The organism is Candidatus Erwinia haradaeae, from assembly GCF_900698935.1.
In the GTDB taxonomy this organism is placed as follows: Bacteria; Pseudomonadota; Gammaproteobacteria; order Enterobacterales; family Enterobacteriaceae; genus Erwinia_E; species Erwinia_E haradaeae_D.
Map to the genome: position 1 here is coordinate 433,372 of NZ_LR217715.1, position 21,053 is coordinate 454,424.

15 protein-coding genes and 1 pseudogene are annotated in these 21,053 nt (G+C 34.1%); 14 read left to right on the plus strand and 2 right to left on the minus strand.

Translation table 11 applies throughout. The features are described from left to right. Nucleotides 1–3 precede the first annotated feature (3 nt). From secY to orn, 12 genes and pseudogenes are all read left to right on the plus strand, one after another. On the plus strand, nucleotides 4–1,335 hold the full coding sequence (gene secY / locus ERCIKOCA2762_RS01380) for a preprotein translocase subunit SecY (protein ID WP_157988435.1): 1,332 nt from the start codon (nucleotides 4–6) through the stop codon (nucleotides 1,333–1,335). Between the two features lie 11 nt (nucleotides 1,336–1,346). Then, the gene (rpmJ, locus tag ERCIKOCA2762_RS01385; RefSeq protein ID WP_157988436.1) at nucleotides 1,347–1,463 is read left to right on the plus strand and encodes a 50S ribosomal protein L36; all 117 of its coding nucleotides are present in this window, start codon (nucleotides 1,347–1,349) and stop codon (nucleotides 1,461–1,463) included. Between the two features lie 144 nt (nucleotides 1,464–1,607). Then, nucleotides 1,608–1,964, plus strand: a complete 357-nt coding sequence (gene rpsM / locus ERCIKOCA2762_RS01390) for a 30S ribosomal protein S13 (protein ID WP_157988437.1) — start codon at nucleotides 1,608–1,610, stop codon at nucleotides 1,962–1,964. Between the two features lie 16 nt (nucleotides 1,965–1,980). Continuing rightward, the gene (rpsK, locus tag ERCIKOCA2762_RS01395) at nucleotides 1,981–2,370 is read left to right on the plus strand and encodes a 30S ribosomal protein S11 (protein WP_157988438.1); all 390 of its coding nucleotides are present in this window, start codon (nucleotides 1,981–1,983) and stop codon (nucleotides 2,368–2,370) included. Nucleotides 2,371–2,402: 32 nt separating this feature from the next. Continuing rightward, entirely contained in the window at nucleotides 2,403–3,023 is a 621-nt protein-coding gene (rpsD, locus tag ERCIKOCA2762_RS01400; protein WP_157988439.1) for a 30S ribosomal protein S4, read from the plus strand. Nucleotides 3,024–3,045: 22 nt separating this feature from the next. Next, nucleotides 3,046–4,047 (plus strand): DNA-directed RNA polymerase subunit alpha, encoded by a 1,002-nt coding sequence (locus ERCIKOCA2762_RS01405; RefSeq protein WP_157988440.1) that lies wholly within the window; start codon nucleotides 3,046–3,048, stop codon nucleotides 4,045–4,047. Between the two features lie 24 nt (nucleotides 4,048–4,071). Further along, a complete protein-coding gene (rplQ, locus tag ERCIKOCA2762_RS01410) occupies nucleotides 4,072–4,443 on the plus strand; it encodes a 50S ribosomal protein L17 (protein WP_157988441.1) in 372 nt (123 codons plus the stop codon). Nucleotides 4,444–4,629: 186 nt separating this feature from the next. Further along, entirely contained in the window at nucleotides 4,630–4,965 is a 336-nt protein-coding gene (locus ERCIKOCA2762_RS01415; RefSeq protein ID WP_157988773.1) for a TusE/DsrC/DsvC family sulfur relay protein, read from the plus strand. 1,099 nt (nucleotides 4,966–6,064) lie between these two features. Then, complete coding sequence (hldE, locus tag ERCIKOCA2762_RS01420; protein ID WP_157988442.1) at nucleotides 6,065–7,501, plus strand: bifunctional D-glycero-beta-D-manno-heptose-7-phosphate kinase/D-glycero-beta-D-manno-heptose 1-phosphate adenylyltransferase HldE; 1,437 nt, start codon at nucleotides 6,065–6,067, stop codon at nucleotides 7,499–7,501. A 1,103-nt stretch (nucleotides 7,502–8,604) separates the two neighbouring features. Continuing rightward, a complete protein-coding gene (prlC, locus tag ERCIKOCA2762_RS01425) occupies nucleotides 8,605–10,665 on the plus strand; it encodes an oligopeptidase A (RefSeq protein ID WP_157988443.1) in 2,061 nt (686 codons plus the stop codon). A 7-nt stretch (nucleotides 10,666–10,672) separates the two neighbouring features. Further along, nucleotides 10,673–11,427, plus strand: a pseudogene (locus tag ERCIKOCA2762_RS01430) (class I SAM-dependent methyltransferase). A 916-nt stretch (nucleotides 11,428–12,343) separates the two neighbouring features. After that, nucleotides 12,344–12,907: an oligoribonuclease gene (gene orn / locus ERCIKOCA2762_RS01435; protein ID WP_157988444.1), complete on the plus strand. Its 564-nt coding sequence runs from the start codon at nucleotides 12,344–12,346 to the stop codon at nucleotides 12,905–12,907. A 379-nt stretch (nucleotides 12,908–13,286) separates the two neighbouring features. Here the strand turns inward: orn and sohB are convergent, their stop codons facing one another. Further along, nucleotides 13,287–14,318, minus strand: a complete 1,032-nt coding sequence (sohB, locus tag ERCIKOCA2762_RS01440; protein WP_157988445.1) for a protease SohB — start codon at nucleotides 14,316–14,318, stop codon at nucleotides 13,287–13,289. Nucleotides 14,319–15,579: 1,261 nt separating this feature from the next. Between sohB and ERCIKOCA2762_RS01445 the strand changes: the two genes are divergently transcribed. Next, on the plus strand, nucleotides 15,580–16,797 hold the full coding sequence (locus tag ERCIKOCA2762_RS01445; RefSeq protein WP_157988446.1) for a multifunctional CCA addition/repair protein: 1,218 nt from the start codon (nucleotides 15,580–15,582) through the stop codon (nucleotides 16,795–16,797). Nucleotides 16,798–18,333: 1,536 nt separating this feature from the next. On the opposite strand, the gene rsmC is transcribed toward ERCIKOCA2762_RS01445, so the two are convergent. Further along, nucleotides 18,334–19,353 (minus strand): 16S rRNA (guanine(1207)-N(2))-methyltransferase RsmC, encoded by a 1,020-nt coding sequence (gene rsmC, locus ERCIKOCA2762_RS01450; protein ID WP_157988447.1) that lies wholly within the window; start codon nucleotides 19,351–19,353, stop codon nucleotides 18,334–18,336. Nucleotides 19,354–19,634: 281 nt separating this feature from the next. Here rsmC and ERCIKOCA2762_RS01455 point away from each other — a divergent pair, with 281 nt between their 5' ends. Further along, nucleotides 19,635–20,051: a DNA polymerase III subunit psi gene (locus ERCIKOCA2762_RS01455; RefSeq protein WP_157988448.1), complete on the plus strand. Its 417-nt coding sequence runs from the start codon at nucleotides 19,635–19,637 to the stop codon at nucleotides 20,049–20,051. Nucleotides 20,052–21,053: the final 1,002 nt, after the last annotated feature.

Below are 21,053 nucleotides of genomic sequence, written 5' to 3' on the forward strand. Positions count from 1 at the left end.
TAGATGGCTAAACAATCAGGAATCGATTTCCAGAGCGCAAAAAGTGGTTCAAGCGAGCTTAAAACCAGATTGCTATTTGTTAGTTTGGCTCTTATTATTTTTCGTATTGGTTCTTTTATTCCTATACCAGGTATTGATGTCACTATTGTGTCTAATGTACTTGCGCATCAGCACGGAACGATTATTGAAATGTTTAATATGTTCTCTGGCGGCGCCTTAAGTCGTGCCTCTATCTTTGCTTTGGGGATTATGCCTTATATCTCATCATCTATCATAGTGCAGATAATATCTATGGTGCACCCTAGATTATCTGAATTAAAAAAGGAAGGGGAGGTAGGTCGTCAAAAAATTAGTCAGTATACCCGATATGGTACGTTAGTATTAAGTGTTTTTCAGTCTATTGGTATAGCAGTAGGTTTACCAAATATACCAGGAATGCAAGGCCTAGTTTTAGAACCAGGATATGGATTTTATATAACGGCTGTCATTAGTTTAGTGACTGGTACCATGTTTCTTATGTGGTTAGGTGAACAAATTACGGAAAGAGGTATTGGCAATGGTATATCAATCATTATTTTTGCAGGTATCGTTGCAGGGTTACCGTCTGCTATAATAAATACTATTGAACAAGCCAGACAAGAAGATCTTCATTTTCTCTTATTGTTTTGTGTAGCATCTCTAGTTTTTGCAGTAACTTTATTGGTTGTCTTTATTGAACGTGGACATAGACGCATTATCGTACATTACGCGAAACGCCAACAAGGTAGACGAATATATGCAGCACATCACACACATTTACCCCTGAAAGTTAATATGTCTGGAGTCATTCCTGCAATCTTTGCTTCGAGCTTGATTTTACTACCAGCAACGATTACCTCATGGTTTGGAGGCGAAAAGAATTTAGGCTGGTTAACAACCATTTCTCTCTCACTACAACCCGGTCAGCCATGTTATGTGATATTATATACCATAGCAATTATGTTTTTTTCTTTTTTTTATACTTCCTTGATTTTTAATCCACGTGAAACAGCAGATAATCTTAAAAAATGTGGTGCATTTATTTTAGGTATTCGTCCAGGAGAACACACAGCGAAATATATTAATAAAGTTATGACTCGACTGACATTCATTGGTGCTTTATATATTACCTTTATTTGTCTGATCCCAGAGTTTTTACGTAACGCAATGAACGTTCCATTTTATTTTGGTGGTACATCCTTGCTTATTGTAGTGGTTGTGATCATCGATTTTATATCACAGGTACAAATTTTATTAATGTCAAGCCAATATGAGTCTGTTTTACATAAAGCAAATTTAAAAAATTATAGTCGTTAATGGAGAGAAAAGTGAAAGTGTGTGCTTCTGTAAGAAGATTATGTCGTAGTTGTAAGATTGTTCGTAGAAAAGGTGTGGTACGAGTAATTTGTAGTACGGATCCAAAACATAAGCAGAGACAAGGTTAATGTAGCCTCATGATTCTGATTGGATTATATCGACTTTCATAGTCTGTGTATTGACTATGTACACTAATATGCAGTACCCTAAAAAGGCGTTTAAATATAAAGTGTATCACTACAGTACTATTTATCAAAATATAGGAGTGTATAGTGGCCCGTATAGCAGGGATTAACATTCCTGATCATAAACACACCGTCATCGCATTAACTGCGATATTCGGTATTGGCAAAAGTCGTGCGCAGTCGATCTGTGGGTTAACGGGTATAGCCGAAGAGGTTAAGATCAGTGATCTACCAGAAGAGCGTATGGATATGCTTCGCGATGCAGTTACAAAATTTGTTGTGGAAGGCGATCTACGTCGTGAAGTTACTCTCAGTATCAAACGTTTAATGGATCTTGGTTGTTATCGTGGATTACGACATCGTCGTGGTCTTCCGGTTCGCGGTCAACGTACTAAGACGAATGCTAGGACACGTAAAGGTCCACGCAAGCCGATCAAGAAATAATTTGGATGGTTAAATAATGGTAAAGGCACCAATTCGTTCACGTAAGCGCGTAAAAAGACAATTTTCTGATGGTGTAGCTCACATTCATGCATCTTTTAATAACACTATCGTGACAATTACTGATCGTCAGGGCAATGCATTAGGTTGGGCGACTGCTGGAGGATCAGGTTTCCGTGGGTCTCGTAAATCTACTCCATTTGCTGCACAAGTTGCTGCAGAGCATTGTGCCGAATCTGTAAAAGATTATGGTATTAAAAACTTGGAAGTAATGGTAAAAGGTCCTGGTCCAGGTCGCGAGTCAACTATTCGTGCGTTAAATGCTGCTGGTTTCCGTATTACGAATATTACAGATGTGACTCCAATCCCACATAATGGTTGTCGTCCACCTAAAAAACGTCGTGTATAATATCTCGTTGTTGAGGAATCTTAGGGAAAAATATGGCAAGATATTTGGGACCAACACTAAAAATAAGTCGTCGTGAAGGCACAGATCTATTTCTTAAGTCTGGCGTTCGTGCAATCGATACTAAATGTAATCTAGAGAAATTGCCTGGTCAGCACGGAGCGCGTAAGATGCGTCTATCTGATTATGGTGTTCAATTACGAGAAAAACAGAAAGTGCGTCGTATGTATGGAATATTAGAGAATCAATTTCATAATTATTACACCAAAGCAGCGCGCTTAAGAGGTAATACAGGGGATAATTTGCTATCATTACTAGAAGGGCGCCTGGATAATGTAGTATATCGTATGGGTTTCGGTGCTACACGTGCAGAAGCACGTCAGTTAGTGAGCCATAAATCTATTATGGTAAATCGTCGAGTAGTTAATATTGCTTCTTACCAGGTAACGTTAAATGATGTTATCAGTATTAGAGAAAGAGCAAAAAAACAATCTCGTGTACAAGCTGCTTTAGAGTTAGCCAATCAGCGTGAACATCCAACGTGGTTAACTGTGGATGTTGATAAAATGGAAGGAATATTTAAATATGTTCCTGGACGCACTGACCTTACTGCAGATATTAATGAACACCTGATCGTCGAGCTTTACTCTAAATAAGTAGTATTCAGGAGAGGACATCATGCAGGGTTCTGTTACCAAATTCTTAAAACCGCGCTTAGTGGATATTGATCAAATAAGTTCGAGATGTGCAAAAGTGACTCTTGAACCTTTAGAGCGTGGTTTCGGCCATACTCTCGGCAACGCATTACGCCGCATTTTATTATCATCTATGCCAGGTTGTGCGGTCACTGAGGTTGAGATTGATGGTGTGTTACATGAGTATAGCACTACAGAGGGAGTCAAAGAGGATATTCTAGAAATTTTACTGAATATAAAAGGGTTAGCAATTGTGCTTTATGGAAAAGACGAAGTCACTCTTTCTTTGTATAAATCTGGTGTTGGACCTGTTATAGCAGGGGATATTACTCATAATTCTGATGTTGAAATTGTTCAAAAAACACATGTACTCTGTAATCTAACAAACGAAAACGCTAGTATTAGTATGCGTATGAAAGTGCAACGTGGTCGCGGTTATGTGCCAGCTTCTTCAAGAATGAATTCTGTATTAGATGAGCGCGCAGTGGGTAGATTGTTAATTGACGCTTGCTACAGCCCTATAGAACGCATCTCCTATAACGTAGAGTCAGCGCGTGTAGAACAAAGGACGGATTTAGACAAGTTGGTAATAGAGATTGAAACCAATGGAACGATTGATCCTGAAGAGGCTATACGCAGGGCAGCGACGATTTTGTCAGAACAATTAGAAGCGTTCATTGACTTAAGGGATGTGCGCCAGCCGGAAATTAAAGAAGAAAAACCAGAATTTGATCCAATTTTATTGCGTCCAGTTGATGATCTAGAATTAACCGTTCGCTCTGCTAACTGTCTTAAGGCAGAAGCGATTCACTATATTGGTGATCTAGTGCAGCGCACTGAGGTAGAACTTCTTAAGACACCAAATCTGGGTAAAAAATCTCTTACTGAGATTAAAGATGTACTAGCTGCTCGCAGCTTATCCCTTGGAATGCGCTTAGAAAATTGGCCGCCAGCCTTAATTATCAATAACCTGATAGCAGGTTAAGCTTTTACTGAGAAGGAGAGGTGTATGCGACATCGTAAGATCGGTCGCCAACTAAATCGCAATAGCAGCCATCGTCAGGCGCTGTTCCGTAATATCGCTATCTCTTTAGTGCGCTATGAGCTAATTAAGACAACCTTGCCAAAAGCGAAAGAGTTACGTCGTATTATTGAGCCATTAATTACACTTTCGAAGATCGATAGTGTAGCTAATCGTCGTCTAGTATTTTCTCGTATTCGCAACCACGAAGCTGTAGCAAAATTATTTACTAAACTTGGCCCAAAATTTATAGATCGCCAAGGTGGTTATACGCAAATATTGAAATGCGGTTTTCGATTGGGTGATAACGCTCCAATGGTCTATATGAAGTTAATTGATCGTACAGAAATTAAAGAATAACAAGCTATCTGTATCTCTCATACCATGTATTTTCTTTTTACATACAGCATAGATTTATCTATGCGCTTGAGTGGATTTTGATACATGGGATTTTATGATGTTGGGTTCATTAAAATATAATATATAATAAGAGATTATTACCGATAAGATTAACTTTTTCTATGAATAATTGAGTATATTTTAATGATGGATAATAGATTAGAGAGTCCTGATATCATAGAACGTGACTCACATGGTTACTTAATGTTCTTTGAGAATTGGAACGAGGATGTCGCTAAAGTACTCGCTAAAGAAGAAGATATTAAACTAAGTCTTGAACATTGGGAGGTTGTGTATATTGTACGTAACTTCTATCTAGAATTTAATTTTTCACCCACAATCCGCATGTTAGTAAAGGTCATAGAACAAAAGCACGGAAAAAAATGTGGAAATAGTCGCTACCTCTTTCGTCTTTTTCCCAAAGGTCCAGCTAAACAAGCCACTAAAATTGCTGGGCTGCCAAAGCCCGTGCAATGTCTTTAGATATTTACGTGTTACTATATTATTTACTCATGATTCATCCAGTGGTTTGACTGGAGAGAATACACTGAAAAACCGCTATAATCACATCATAATCATCATTATTAATTTTCTACGGTCACTGACCGTAAAAAGTATTTATTTTCTCACTATAAATCATAATAGGGCATATATTTAGCATTATGAGCATTAAAATGATTAGACTATATTAGTTTGTATTTTAATTACCGATTATCATATAGCTTTAATATATAGTGTATATGATTATCTAAGCGTTTTTCTTATCATCGCATATAAGATATAACAGTTATATATATAATATCTTCCGCTATTTATATATTTAGACGTCTTGAAAAGTTCTGACTGAGACTCTGGAGTTTATGCAAATATTTAAATCATAAAAGAGTTTTTACATGACATGTATTTCACTCAGTGTCTTAAAATATTTATAGTGCATTGCGCTACATTATGTTTGGTTTGATAGTGCATATCGGTCATCATACCTATATTTTATATAGGCGCTATCAATTTTAAAAGGGCTAAATATTTAAGCTATTCTGATGTACAATGTTTTTTTGAAAAGATTCATTAATATTTTTTTAGATACTTACAAAGTATTAGATAGCTAATATGAGCGTTTTTATATCTTTTTTATCTACATTCTCTCGATCCACCTATAATGAAATGCGTAATAAATGGACTGTGAGTGCTTTTATGAGAGTGTAACTGCTTGCACAGAGCGTAGGTTAACTATAATACAACATAAGAAATTAAACGATCAAACTATCTATTATAGTTAGCATATAGCTAGCATCGCATAGCTCTTGGATAAGAATCGAATGATAATTTACATAAATTCTAATATTATATAGTATCAGTCAAGCTAGCGTTTGGGATGAGTGTCTATGGTGCAGTGTGGGCTATATTTTATGGGCGACACTTTTGGGCTTTAGTATATCGCTGCAAGAATATTATTCTTTCATATAGTAACTAGATGATGGTTGTAGTATCTAAATTTCGTTGATTTAATTTTATCCGATAAACAATATTTTATTGGTTGTTTAACAATACCAACCTGATTTTGAGTATGGAGTTATTACAAATGAAATTTACCCTGCCAGACTTTACACATGCAAAGGTATTGATTGTAGGGGATATCATGTTGGATCGTTATTGGTACGGCACCACTAATCGCATATCTCCCGAAGCCCCAGTTCCAATTGTAACCATGAATACCATAGAGGAATGCCCAGGTGGCGCGGCTAATGTAGCTATGAATATAGCTACATTAGGCGCGCAATCTTATCTAGTTGGTCTAATTGGGACAGATGATGCTGCAGAGATCTTAGTGAATACTCTCAAGGGTTCTAGGGTGCAATGTAATTTAGTGGTTGCTTCAAATCATCCTACTATTATTAAACTGCGTATACTTGCGCGCAACCAGCAGTTGATCCGTCTAGATTTTGAGAAAACATTTTCCGCGGTTGATTCTGAAAGAATATACCACAGGATCCAGAAATTGTTACCAGAAGTAGATGTTTTGGTATTATCTGATTATGCTAAAGGAACTTTAGTTCATGTTGAAACTATCATATCTTTGGCACGAAAAGCAAACATTTCAATATTAGTAGATCCAAAAGGAACAAATTTCTCTCATTATTATGGCGCTACTCTTTTGACGCCTACTTTGCATGAATTTGAAGCGGTAGTTGGAAAATGTTATAGTGAAGATGATATTATTGCAAGAGGTTTCGAATTAATAGACAATCATGGATTGTCTGCATTATTAATTACACGATCCGAAAATGGCATGACGTTATTACAACCAGGAAAATCACCTTTTTACATGCCTACACAAGCACAAGAAGTCTTTGATGTAACTGGTGCAGGTGATACAGTTATAGGCGTTATCGCAAGCGCTTTGGCAGCCGGAAAGACACTGGAAGAAAGCTGTTTGATTGCTAATGTAGCTGCAGGTATAGTGGTTGGAAAAATTGGCACCTCAACCGTTTCTTCAGTGGAATTAGAGAGAATCGCCACAAATTTCTCAGAAATAGAATGCGGGGAAGTAAATGAAATTAAACTTCTTGCTTTAGTAAAAAAAGCTAGAAAATGTGGCGAGAAGATTGTGATGACCAATGGTGTCTTTGATATTTTGCATGCTGGTCATGTTTCGTATCTTGCTAATGCACGCAAATTAGGCGATCGATTGATCGTAGCGGTAAATAGTGATGCGTCGACTCGTAGGCTGAAAGGAACAATGCGGCCAATTAATTCTCTAATCAATCGCATAAAAGTTTTAAGTGCGCTTAAAACAGTAGATTGGGTTATTGGATTTGAAGAAAATACCCCACAGCGTATTATTCAGAAAGTGCTTCCTGATGTTTTAGTTAAAGGTGGTGATTATCAATATAATTCTGAAAGTATTTCAGGTAGCAAAGAGGTTTTAGAGCATGGTGGGGATGTCCGAGTATTAAATTTTGAAGAAGGTATGAGTACTACTAAAATTATTCAAGAGATTATTGCAGACTTCTGTTAATATTTATGATTGAGTCTATCCAAAAATAGAGATTCCTGTCATACTTTTTTTAAAAAATATGTTTCTGAGATTTATAAAATATCGGTGATAGATTGATTTGAACGTTTTTTATAAACGTGCGTGAATATTATATTATAATTGTAATATTGCTAGGCTTATACTCTAAAGAGTATAGAATATTGTATGTAATGATTAATAGGTGATGCTAAAGCAGCGCTACTTGTCATCGGTATAAACGATACTGTGGGTTTAAATTAATATTTCAGTAAGCTTATATAATGATATGTTGGAGCAATGTAGTAGATAGGATCTTTGTGTTCACATGATAACACTCCATACATACTTTTATAGATCATTAGGGATTTTAGTTTGTCATACAAATATTGTATTAATACTTATAGAGTACTTATAGCATTATGTGTACAATGGAAAATTGTATTTGAGATTACCCATGTCGTGTCTGTAAATACCAATTCACCATAGATTGCGTCATTATTTTATAATATATCATTGAAACTTATATCATAAACACTAATTTGGATAAATATTTTCGAGTCCATTATAGTATATCTAATACTCAATATATAAACAGCGCACTAGAGTAAAAAACATCAATGGTGTTTACGAAAATGATAACATTACTTATATAGTAATCAAATATTTATGATGCAGAAAAGAGATAAGCTATTAAATTCATCGTGTATCTCTAGAATGCGCCATTAAAAAGTGTATACAATCAATACATCGTTTGTTAAGAGGGATGTCTATATATATAGAGTCTGAGTATGCTAGAGTTTTTAGTGTAGTAGACTGTATATTCAAAGTCATATTTTATCTTGTCATCAAATGACAGCTATGGATCCATCAGTAATGAACCGTTTCATACGCAATGAAGATAGAAATCTATACATGATGTAGGTACTATTTTTATGGTGCATTCTTGGGCTTAATGTATATAAGTAGCAATCTACTATTGATATGAACCGATATGTATATTATTGTGATCTTTATCTAGCTTCTTATCATATTTTGAACTTTTAATATATTATTAAGCTGCTCTTAGCACAGTCTGTGTGACTTCTTTTATTAAAAAGGACTACATCATGGTTAATCCGCTACTTGCTTCTTTTACTCTTCCCCCTTTTCATGCTATTCGTTCTGAACATATTGTACCAGCTATCACACAAATTTTAAATGAGTGTAAGGCAACAGTAAATCAAGTGGTGTCGCAAAGCGGGTTGTACAACTGGCATAACTTAGTCCAACCTTTGATAGAAGCTGATGATAAGTTGAGTCGTGTGTTTTCACCGGTGAGTCATTTAAATTTAGTGACGAACAATCCTCTTTTGCGTGCTGAATATGAGAAAATACTGCCTATGATGTCTGAATATAGCACTTGGATTGGGCAGCATAAAGGGTTATATCAGGCATATTGTCAGCTCAAAGAGGAATGTAAGAGCTATGCATCGCTCACGATTGAACAAAAAAAAGTAGTAGAAAATACTTTGCGTGACTTTAAACTTTCTGGTGTTGGACTACCACAAGATAAACAATATCGTTATAAAGAGATTGCTATACGTTTATCTATACTGTCTTCAGTCTATAGCAATAATGTACTCGATTCTACTATGAGCTGGAGTCAGTTAATTACAGATCCAAACCAGATTTCTGGAATCCCAGAAAGAATAATAGTAGACATGAAAGAAAAGGCAGTCAGTAAAGGTAAGGATGGATGGCTGTTAACTTTAGATTTACCAAATTATTTAGCAGTGATGACCTATTGCAGTAATCAATCAATACGCAAAGATGTATATTACGCATATAATACACGTGCTTCTGATCAAGGTCCAAATGCTGGTCAGTGGGATAATACGGAGATAATGTCTGAAACATTAGCATTGCGTCATGAATTATCTCACATCCTCGGTTTCGAGTCTTATGCTGCTCAATCTCTTTCAACGAAAATGGCAAAGAATATATCTCAAGTGATGCACTTTCTTGATAATTTAGAACAGCGTATACAGTTACAGGCAGAAAAAGAAATCACGCAATTACATGTGTTTGCAAAAGAAAAATATAATATAGATATTTTAGAGCAGTGGGATACAGCATTTTTCAGTGAAAAACAAAGAAAGAGTTTATATCATATTTCTGATGAACAGATACGTCCTTATTTTCCAGAGCATCGAGTACTTAATGGACTGTTCACAATAGTCAACCGCGTCTACGGTATTCGAGCTGAAGAGCGTTATGATGTGGACGTTTATCATGAGGATGTGCGTTTTTTTGATCTATTTGATGAAACAAACACGCTTCGTGGAAGCTTTTTCCTTGATTTATATATACGTGATAATAAGTGTAGTGGAGCATGGATGGATGACTGTGTAAGTCAGATGCGTATGTCAGATGGTAGGTTACAAAAACCAGTAGCTTATATCACCTGTAATTTTCATCGTCCGTCTAGTGGTAAAAAAGGATTATTCACTCATAACGAAGTGCTGACTCTGTTTCATGAATTTGGTCATGGAATACACCATACATTAACAGAAATTGAAACACGTGGTGTATCTGGCATTCATGGTGTTCCATGGGATGCTGTAGAATTACCAAGTCAGCTTATGGAAAGTTGGTGCTGGGAACCAGAGGCGTTAGTATTACTTTCGGGACATTATGAAACAAATGAACCATTACCCACAGACATGATAAGCAAAATGTTATCAGCAAAAAACTATCAAAGTGCATTATACATACAGAGACAACTTATTCTGGCTATATTTGATATGCGTTTACACTCGGAGGTTCATTGCCATGGCGATTCACAAGTTTTAGCAATATTTCGGGAGGTTAAAAATAGGATTGATAGGATCTCAGAATCGAAATGGAGTCGTTTTCCACATACTTTTAATCATATTTTTTCTGGTGGTTATGCGGCGGGGTATTATAGTTATTTATGGGCTGAGGTTCTAGCTGCTGATGCTTGGTCTCGTTTTAAGACAGAGGGTATTTTGAATCGAAAAACTGGACAGTCATTTCTGGAAAATATTCTTACACGCGGCGGTGCGGAGAATCCAATGACCCTCTTATTTCGATTTTTGGGTAGAGAACCAAAGATAGATGCAATGCTTGCTCAGCATGGGATTCCATCAATCAGCAATCAAAAGTAATATATTCATGCGAATTTGTTTATTAGATGAATCAAGTGACAGTGGTAGGTATCATTCATTTGTTTTAAAAAAGCGATGGAAATTCCAGCACGACCCAAATGCATTGATGGCACTGGTTATCAAGCCATCGCACCTTGAGTTACGAAAGCGCGATGAACCTTTACTTGGTAGTGTAAAAGTGAATTTCTCATCAAAGAAAGCATCTTATAGACGTAAATTTGGCGGTGGAAGGCATGAAGCAGTCGCCAAGGCAGTAGGTGTAACCAGTAATTATTTTCCAGATGTATTGGATGCTACTGCAGGGTTAGCAAATGATGCTTTTGTGTTAGCATCATGTGGTTGTCGTGTACGTATGTTAGAGCGTCATCCTGTTGTCGCAGCATTGCTTGAAGATGGACTACGACGTGGCTATTCTGATCATGACATTGGTTTCTGGCTACGCATACGGCTAACTTTATTAGATGTACCCAGTTTATTCATTTTAAGTAATATTTTTCCAAAACCAGATGTTATCTATCTTGACCCAATGTATCCGAATAAAAAAAAAGCGCGTTAGTAAAAAAAGAAATGCGAATGTTGCAGTTTTTAGTGGGAATAGATCAAGATGCAGCTCAATTATTACAGTTTGCGCGTACACTTGCGAAAAAACGTGTAGTCGTAAAGCGCCCACGATATGCTCAGGTATTAGCTGGGATAGACACCAAGGATGTTATAAAAACTAAAAATCATCGTTTTGATATTTATACTCCGCTCAGTGTATGATATGTATCAATGATATTGAATTGTGCATCTAATAGTAAATTAATGATGTTTTCTCTGATAGAGAAAATTATATCTATCTTGCAACTTGCATGCTTTATCAGATGGATATGATATCTGTTAAATAGCACATGTTCTCATTCAGCGTATTTGACATACAGATGTTAGAGGTAAATATTAGCAGTAATATTTTTTTATATAAAAAGGCGTATCTATTCATTAGGTTATGATAGAGAACGCTCAATGCTAGGTCTATCTAGCAGTGCTTGATAAAAAAGAATCATCTAGATGTATTTTAGAGAGAAGGCTGATATATAGTCTATCACATGCAGAGATGGCCCCATCTCTTACATAGGTTTCTATAATATAACAAAGCAGATTATAGCAATAGATCATGGCGATATATTATCTATCTCTATTATGACTAATAGTCAATACTAGATATTGATACGTTAAGATGCACTAGATTTATCAATGAGGTAGATTGTACCTCTTAACCTAACTCAGATATCTGTTACTTCATGCGACTGATTGATAAGGAAGGTCAGTAAGTATGTATATTCCACTACATTCCATGTTAGTAGAGCCAAAATAGATTTTACATGCATATATGCGTGTAGTGTATTAATAAAGTTCATATCCTATTTATTAGTTTTAGTGTATAGAATACATAAAATTAGTATTCATAATTATGCATGGTAATTATTTGATAGCACCAATAATACTTTTCAGAATGCTGATCTGCTCATAATGAACTACCATGGTTAAACCAAATACTGCTTTTCTGAAGAATCAGATAAGATATTGTTATTGTTTGTAAAAATAGTCAAGACTCATTGCGTAAAATACATCTTGACTTAGTGGTTCAAAAAGAAGATATATTATCGTTGATACCGTTGTACTCATATCAGGATAGACTATGACTTTAAATGTAAACAATCTTATATGGATTGACCTTGAAATGACTGGTTTAAATCCGGATAGAGATCGTATTCTAGAAATTGCAATACTACTAACTGACTCTGATCTAAATATTCTTTCTGAAGGGCTTTTATTTACAATATGTCAGCCTACGCTCCAATTAGAAACGATGGATGAATGGAACATACAGACCCATACTCATAGTGGTTTAATTAATCGGGTAAAAGTCAGTCAAACTAGTGAGCGTGACGCTGAAGTTGCTATTCTAGACTTTTTAAAATTATGGGTACCTGCTCGCAGTTCGCCTATGTGTGGTAATAGTATTGCGCAGGATCGACGCTTCTTATTTAAATACATGCCAGACTTAGAGTCTTACTTCCATTATCGTTATATAGATGTTAGTACTATCAAAGAACTAGTGCGTCGTTGGAAGCCAGAAATTTTGCTTGGTTTGCATAAAAAAGGTATACACAAAGCTTTAGAGGATGTTCATGACTCTATTTCTGAACTGCTATATTACCGTAAGCATTTCATTCAATGTAGCCACCCTTCAAAAATGTGATTGATATTACCCGACATCTTTGATAACGCTTAACAAAATATTGTATATTACAAATACAAATATGATTTTGAATTTTGCAGTATACATTCAATATGTACGATATGCTGAATACTAGGATCGATCTATGTAGAAAACAGTGGTGGCATTTTATATATTATAATGAGACGTCATCTGATATATAATATTTCATCTAGATACCATTATCTACTAAATAATTTTAAATCTTGTGTATGTAGCATTTTATATAACTTTACACAAGATTGTATCGTATTATGGGGTATCCGATATAAAAGGATCTTCTTTTATCGACCTTGCGTATCATAAACTGACAGTGTTTTATGATACGATATGTAATTAGTAAAAACAAGTCATGATATCTTTATTGCTCTATAACACGCTCAAATAATTTACTGATACCATAAGAGACTTTGTGGTTTAAACGATCGAGAAGACTTTTATTATAAACATAGCGTATTTCGATGATCTGATGTGTAGAGATCTTATTAATGATCCAATCATCACTAGTGCTAATCATGTCTATGAGACCCTTTTCTAATGCTTGAGTACCGTACCAATATTCACCATTGGATACTTCATCTATGCATAATTTTGGTCGCATTTGATGAACAAACTGTTTAAAAAGTAAATGTGTTTGATTCAAGTTATCACGAAATTTTTCACGACCCTCTTCTGTGTTTTCGCCAAAAAGTGTTAATGTACGTTTATATTCTCCTGCAGTGTAAAGCTCTAGATCAATTTTATTATGTTTCAAAAGACGATTAAAGTTTGGAATCTGTCCTACGACCCCGATAGAACCAATAAGTGCGAATGGAGCAGCAATGATGCAATCAGCTACACAGGCCATCATGTAACCTCCGCTAGTAGCAATTTTATCTACAGTAATTGTGAGAGGGATACTGTGGTTGCGAAAACGTTGCAGCTGCGAGGCAGCTAATCCGTAACCATGCACTACACCACCAGGGCTTTCAAGACGCAAGAGAACTTCATCACCTATTTCTGCTGTAGATAGAATAGCAGACACTTCTTTCCGAAGGGAAGAGACTTCTCTAGCATCCATGCTACCTTTAAAGTTAATGACATATAACGTTGGCTTCTCTTTATCCATAGAATTAACTAACTTATTTTGCTTTTTAGCATATTTTGCTTCTTGTTGTTCTTTCTTTTTGTGTTCCTTTTTCCATAATTTTTGTTGAAAATGATTCATTTTCTCTAAGCGTATTTTGTTTTGTATTTCATAATAATACTTATCTAATCGCATTAATGTTAATCTTCCAGTTCTAGAATGATGACGTTTTTTTATATTAGGAATCATTAGCATTAATATCGTTAGAGCTACCATAACAGTAATCGTTTTAGCAAGAAAGAGTCCATAAAAAGAGAGTAGATCCACTGAATCCGCCTTAAATTATATTTATAAATAAACTTAGTTTATCGCTATCTTGGCGCCAAGTCACTTCCTTTCTTGCGCATAATGAAGAATGGTAGTGAGTGCATCATAAGAAAAGTACTTTAAATTGTTTATCTTTATATATTTCATATATTTGTGCTCATAAACTTATAGTAAGATATTAGAAATGTTTTATTGTGTGTGATGTAGATGCATCTATCTGAATATTGTTAAGAGAATAAATATCTACCATGCATACGATAGAGCTATTCATATTTACGTGTCATAATCATTTTTAGTAGTGTATGTGTCGATCAGTAACTATTACTAAAAATGAATATATCTTAAAATTGACCTCGTAACACTTTTACGTCTTAAAATGTTTTGAGGTATATTTAGACCGTATCTTTACGTGTGGGTTATTGTAGAATGTTATAGTTATAAAGTAAGAGTGATCACTGCATTAGTATCACTACTCTGAATCATAGTCACAATTAATATTGTGGATCACTGAACATGTTAAAACTACTCTAGAATTCTTGATGATGCCTATCTTCGAGGACTGTTTTCTTCAAATGAGAATTTATACATATAATAAGACATAGCAGTCATTTTAAAGATGTTAGTTTAAGTACTAGTAAGTACCTAGTAGCGTGATTCTATATGTATTTTACAGTTAAGTTAAAAGACATTTGTTTTTTATTTTTCGTATAACATATAGTTGTCTTATGTTTGGGAGAATTATCATTATGTTCAATCACATATATTCCTGTAACTTACAATAACTATGTGCAAACAGTTTTGGATGATTAAAATATGGGAAAAGCTGTATTGCATATTGTACTTTGTACCTTGGAAATTATCTATATACGATAATGACATGTCAAGATAGGAGAGGCTTCATCATACTAAGTGCTTTCAACCAGTCATTGAATACTGTTATAAGGTTTTTCTTATCAGACAAAAAGATGTAAATAACCTACTACTGCATGGGGTTATCGATAGATCACCAGTAAGTAAAAATTCATGCTCATTCATTTGGAATAAGCGTAGCGAAATTAATTTTCATCAATCTGCTTTCTGTAATATGCGTTTTAGCTAGACAGTGAGGGCGCAATGTAATAACAATTAGTATGGTTTTTCTCTCTCCATGTTTTATGACATAACCATTAAAAAAATTTACTTTTTCGATAGTTTTGGAAGAGTTTTTAGTTAAAATATGCTTTAAAATTTATGTTAATAACTAATAAACCTGGTAAATTAAGTGGAAATATATCTAGTTGGTGGTGCTGTTCGTGATACATTGTTGAAGTTACCATTAAAAGACAAGGATTGGGTGGTGGTTGGTGGTTCTCCTCAAAGAATGCTTGATCTTGGTTATAAGCAAGTTGGTCGTCATTTCCCTGTATTTTTACATCCTAAAACTCATGAAGAGTATGCGTTGGCTCGTACTGAAATAAAAACAGGACATGGATATGTCGGATTTTTGTGTTATTATCAACCGGATGTGACTCTTATGCAAGATTTAGCACGTCGTGATGTGACTGTCAATGCGATTGCACAAGATCAGTATGGTGAATATTACGATCCACACGGCGGGCGTCTTGACATACAGAAGCGTATATTACGTCATGTTTCTTCTTCGTTCAGTGAAGATCCATTGCGCGTTTTACGTATAGCTCGTTTTGCTGCATACTTGTCTCATCTGAATTTTCGTATTGCGGATGAAACATTAAAGTTGATGAAGGAAATAGTGAATAGTGGTGAGCTGCAGTTTTTAACTTCTCCACGTGTATGGAAAGAAATCGAAAAAGCCCTTCAGACACATCATCCACAAGTATTTTTTAAGGTGTTAGAAGATTGTGGGGCTTTGAAGATGTTATTTCCAGAAATATATAGTATAGTCAGTTTTTGTAATGTGAATCTTGATAATGCTTTAACAATCTTTTCGAGAGTGGCTCAGTACAGCACTGACCTTGTCGTGCGTTTTGCATCCTTGTTCTATGGTTTGAAAAATATCCTTGCATTATGCATAAACCCGTCTTTTCACGATAAATATGGTTTATTAGGCATCCCAACAATTTCAGCCTTATGTCAACGTTTAAATGTACCAAGTGCATCACGTTCTCTTGTTTTGTTGGTGATTGAACATTATAGTATTATACATAATGTTCAATGCTCTTCTCCGAATCAATTAATACATTTTTTTAACAGAATAGATGCTTGGAGAAAACCCCTTCGTATTCAGCAGATTTCTCTCATTCTTGATGCTGAGTCTGAGACATGTGCTACATATAAAAATTGCTCTGGTCTTAAAAGTAAATATCTATATGACGCATGGAAAATGGTCAGTAGTGTGTCTGTTCAAGAGGTTATACATTCCGGTTTTATAGGAAGAAATATAGGTGAGGAATTATTATTCCGTCAGAGTATAGCATTAAAGGAATGGCAATCTCATCAGAATCAGAAGGAGATAGCTTAATGATTTGTTAGATCCATTAAAGCTATAGTTTACTTGATCGTAGGTTTAGCGATATTGATTTAGTGATATCTAATAGAAAAGGATTGTGATATTTAACAGTATGTGCAAAGACACAAATTGTATGGATTTTTATGAATCCTAAGATTAGATATTTTTTAAAATCTGTGTTCATTTTGCAAAAAATAATACGCAACACGCATAGTAATATTGTTCAATTTTTTTCCTATGCAACGCACACCATATTATTAACCACAGTTTATCACTAAGTAAAATTGTAGCAATAATCTTTCAATCTTAGCGCGTTTTTACAAGAGAAATAATTCTGACAGACATTGATCAGAGAACTATTGGGATTTTGTAAGATCCCAAAGAATGGTGTATGAATAACATGCCTTAAGAGATACTGAGAATGGATACACCTAATGGTTATTGAGGTGATATAACATAATATTCTCTAATTACTTACATTTTTGTTTTAGATGGTAGATTATGGTATATTATATTTGTGTATATGATAATATAGGCTAATCATGTTATAGGTGTGCGTAATTTAAAATGACGAGCATTGTTATATATTAGGGATTATAGTGATGTATGGAATGAGTATTACATTTATTATGTAGCACCATATCAGATGAATACCACTAAACTAGATGTGCAAAAAAACATGTGACTGAATTATATGTAATTAATGGAAAATCTCTCCATGGTAGAGCAGCACACATCATCATACATAAATAAGAAATATACAGTATGACGTAAGAGAAATGGAATATTTATACTACAATGTATTCTAGCTTAGTGTTATTTATTATTAAGTTTATGATGTAGTGAATTTAAATTAAGACGGCTGTCATCGAAAGTTCAAAACATCAAAAGTTTGAAAGTATAGTACAACATAGGACAAATATGATTTTTGAATAAAAATAATATTTACATAGCTTGTCAGCTAGTACGTAATTCACCATTAATATCCAAACCCAAAACGTGTGTTGCCGGGTATCAATAACTTTTAGGTAATATCTATTAAGATAGCCGAATGATAAACCAGCAAAGATGCATGCACGATAAAGATAAAGAAGACACTATGATTTGATTTTAATCTTTTTAATTCTTGTATCGATCCACGCTATATACCATAAAAAGTATTGTCAATTTATTATGAAGTTGATGATAACTTTTTTAACCAGATTTATGTTTTGTAAGTGACAAATTCACATTCGCTAGATATCAAATCTATCGCATAATTATAAATTATAATCATTAAATTTATTACTTTCATTTACCATAAGAGGTTTTGCAATACAGTTTAATACTATTGAATTGATAACTGCATCTCTAGCAGTAATATAAAGTGGACACTCAGTTGATTTAGAAAGTATTGATCTTCCAGAATACCCTGCGTAGGTATACAAAAAAATTTGCGGCGCTTTTCATAAAAAAAGATAAATAATTACTTTTCTTTATTTGAAAATATATATACCATACAGTATGCACAAAGTATTAATAAATATTAATTTTTATTAAAAATTATCTTTACTGAGTTTTGATGGCACGATACACCTTAAAATATCGATTACTCAGTAGTATGTCATACTCAGTAAAGACCTGTTTAAGCATTTTTTGGTAAGGTAAACTAGAATTAGCAACAATGCGCAATTCCCCTCCTAGTCGTAAATGGTAAGGAGCTGTTTGAATTAATGTGCGTGCCATATCTAGATTTATTTTGAGCCCTTCATGGAAAGGAGGATTTGAAATAATCACATCAAAATGTCCAATAACATTAGAATAAAGATTGCTAGGTAAGACGTGTCCTGTTAGGGCATTGCACAATAAGGTAGCTTGACTAGAAGAAATAGCTGCTGCATTCACATCAGTTAATGTTAGCTGGACTTCTGGTGCAGAACTAGCTAAAACTGCAGACAGCACACCTGTACCGCAACCAATTTCTAGAACTCTGCCTTTTATATGATAGTCACTCAAAGTCGAAAGTAAAAATTCTGTTCCACTATCTAGACCATTATAACCAAAAACTCCTGGTAGACTTTTGATCTTTAGTGCTCCAACTAAATATTCATTCCAGAATATATTGGGATTAAAACATGGTTGGCTCTCTATATACCCATGGTATAAACCACAATGACGAGCACTATCAATTTTACTAAGCGTTACCCAATTTTTAATCAACTGAACAGCGCTTCGGACACCACTACAATATTCTCCAACAATAAAAATTTCACTACCAGGTTGAAGTAATGATAATATGTTTTGTAACTGGAATTGTGCGTTTGCTTTGTTCTTTGGCCAATAATAAACGAGGGTATTACACTTATGTAGCATTTTTGGTGTCATTACAACACCAAAATAGGCATGAGTTCCTAATATTTTACTTAATATCATCCAGTGATGATATTGCTGAGTATATATACACCGTGTTTTTGTTTTTATTTGTGCAGATAAAGTATCTTGGAGATCGCCAGAAAATAAGACATGTCTATGAGAAAATTTATAATGGTTTCGTAAAAGCATGTTACTTGCTGGGGTGAAAATTGACATCTTATAGAATCCTAAATAATCATCGTGACCACTATATAAAAGTTAGAAAATTGGCGAGTGGTAGATTGTTGTAAACAATTCAATTTTGACTAAGTGAATTAATCCATATTCCATATTGCCTAATAATAACATAACTAAATATTGCATCTGCTGGTATTAGATATACTTGTAGTTATTGGAAATTTTTTCAAGAAGTATTAATGAATCTTTTGTACTTATGATGAACTATTAATGTTTTTTAAAGCTGTCAAGCTAGAAACTAAATTCAATCGGCGCATAGCATGTTTAATAAACGTAATCAATTATTACAAAAAATTGGTATAACCCAATACGTATTACGTAAACCATATACCTTTAAAGATAATATAATAGTAAAATCTCTCTCTGATGTTCGATTGCTCATTGTATCAGATGAAATAATAATGCTCACTGATCCACTAATAGATGACATCTTACGCACATTACATGTCAATTATCTACAAGTTCAGACTCTGACTGTAACACATCTCAAAACCCTACCTAATGATTCTATTGGTTGCTGTGGTTGGTTTTTAGGAACCCAAGTTCCAAAGATATTTACAGGCATACGCATTGTTTCACCAACCTTAGATGATTTATACCATAATTTTAAGGCAAAAAGAGAGTTATGGAAACAAATTTATCAATATAAGTTAGATATTATGACTATCATGAGGTAGTTTTTATGTCCTTCTGCGATGATGGAAAATCATTATTGACTTACTTACTAAACAAGCAGACGAATAGGGGTGTTTTAAGATAAAAAATATTTTTTATGTTTTCCGGGATATGATTTGTGACTGTATTTGTATTCTATTATAATAGCGCTACAGTCAGCGTCGCTCACGCATTTTTATGCAATAAATTTTTGTACATATTCTATCAACAAGAAACATTAGTCTATAGGATTTAATTTTTTTAAATATTTCAATAGATGTCGTGAGCTGTATATAAAGAAAAAGTTATTGTTAGTTTATTCGTTCTTTATACCTGATATTCAAAATCGATGAAGAATTTTGTTTAAAGTACCTATGTAAAGTAGCAGTATGATTTATAGTAAGGGGATTCACATAGTTGTGAGGTATTGCAGGCATGTAGTCATTGTACTGTTGCTATTTATCATCGCCATATATGTCCAAGTAAGTGACGAATATATGAAAAGAGATAATTAGTTATCTCTGATTTTAAGAGATTATCGCGGGTTCATCAAATTAGTGTAATCAATTTTATTACTACATTAAGTCACCTTACAGTTATTCATGATACTTATAGTTATCAAGAAATTATATGTCATAGTAGGATGGATAACAGTCAAAAAAAATAAATTTTGTGCTATAATTAGGTATTAGATATGTAAAATTTCCTGATCTCATATTTATGTACTATTGTTACGGAAGTATAATATATATACGGCATATACAGCACAGTTGATGAATTTTAATCAATTTTATATAGGGCAGAAAGATAATATATCTATGATAGATCATGAATATTATTTTTATAAAACGTATCTCATAAATATCAATATTTTCAGAATTATAAATATATTATTAATATACAGAACGTGCTTCATATCAAAAATCTATAATAAAGCTTTTCACTTTAGGTTTTAATGAGTATAAAATCTAGATGATAGTTAACATTGGCAGAGTGCTATATAATAAGATCTACATTAGTAGAGA